We start from the raw sequence: 1,217 nt of genomic DNA on the forward strand, positions 1-1,217 counted from the left end.
TCAAGGTCAGCTTTGAAACTCTCGAAGGTTGGCCAGTCCTGCCCGCGAAAAAACTCGTCCTTCAGATGTCCAAAGACCTGCTCAGTGGCACCATTGTCGATGCAGTTACCTTTGCGTGACATGCTCTGGATAAAACCATTATCAGCGAGCATACTGATGTAGGTCTCGTGCTGATACTGCCACCCCATATCCGAGTGCAAAATCGGCTTAGCTCCCTCGGGTTTGGCATCCATGAGTACCTGAAGCATCTCTTGCTGCTGGGCAAGATTAGGGCACATCGAGATCGAGTGGGCAACAATCTCTTTACTGGCAAAGTCGTAAACCGGAGCGAGATAGGCCTTACCGAAGGAAAGCTTGAACTCGGTGACGTCGGTACCCAACTTCTGCCAAGGACCAGTCGCCGTGAAATCGCGACCGATGACGTTCTCAAAACTTTGCCCCACCTCCCCCTTGTAGGAGTTGTACCTATGGTAGGCCCTCTCACGGCGTATACCGCAGCGCAGCCCCATCTGACGCATCATCTTCAAAACCGTCTTATCAGCGATACGCACCCCTTCCTCAGCGCGCAGGCACATAGCTATCTGCCTGTGACCACACCCGTTGGGGGTACGCGAAAAGATCTGGGCGACCTTGGCACGTAGCTGTACTCTGGTTGGCTGCTGGGGGTGAGCCAGCGCGTAGTAGTAGCTCGACCTGGCAAGGCCAGCAGCTTCGAGGAGATCACGCACCGCGTGTCCCTGCCCTGAAAGCTCAGCGACCACTAGGGCTTTGTCCCGGTTTGGGAGCGTCTGTGCGCCTTCAGGGCAATCGATTTTTTTAGGTACGCCACCTGCGCCTCAAGCTTGCGCACGCGCTCTTCGAGTTCCTCCTCACGCGTTGGCGGCACCGCCCGCACCGACCCCTTCGGCCTGCCCTTGGGCTTAGGTTTAAGCGCCTGCGCGCCGCCCTGCCGGTACAGCCTGCACCACTGCTTCAACGGTGTTACGCTTGCAATACCGAAACGCATCATCGCCTCAGGCTTACTCATCCCACCATCAACTACAGCCGCCGCTGCGGCGACCTTGGTCTCATAGTCGTATTTGGTGTGTTTTACTCCCATGGCAAGAAGCCCGTCCTTCCCGATGACGCGGTACATTTTCTGCCACTCTCTCACAGTCGCGGTGGACACACCAAGCTTCCTGGCGGTCAAACGACAGCCAAATCCTTTCTCGAACATT

Annotated in this window: 2 protein-coding genes; both read right to left on the minus strand. The window is 56.5% G+C overall.

Going from position 1 to position 1,217, the window contains the following annotated elements:
* The coding region (locus tag ADJ95_RS05555; RefSeq protein WP_049333390.1) for an IS3 family transposase at positions 1–761 on the minus strand (761 nt) is incomplete at its 3' end.
* Positions 761–1,216 carry a helix-turn-helix domain-containing protein gene (locus tag ADJ95_RS05560; protein ID WP_049333392.1) on the minus strand — a complete coding sequence of 152 codons (456 nt, stop codon included), beginning with the start codon at positions 1,214–1,216 and terminating at the stop codon, positions 761–763. The genes ADJ95_RS05555 and ADJ95_RS05560, both read right to left, overlap by 1 nt.
* Position 1,217: the final 1 nt, after the last annotated feature.

The sequence above is a fragment of the Rothia mucilaginosa genome, from assembly GCF_001061665.1.
Classification (GTDB): domain Bacteria; phylum Actinomycetota; class Actinomycetes; order Actinomycetales; family Micrococcaceae; genus Rothia; species Rothia mucilaginosa_A.

Excerpts from the sequence above, each read along its gene's own strand:
- ADJ95_RS05560 (WP_049333392.1), bottom strand. The coding sequence starts at position 1,216 with ATGTTCGAGAAAGGATTTGGCTGTCGTTTGACCGCCAGGAAGCTTGGT.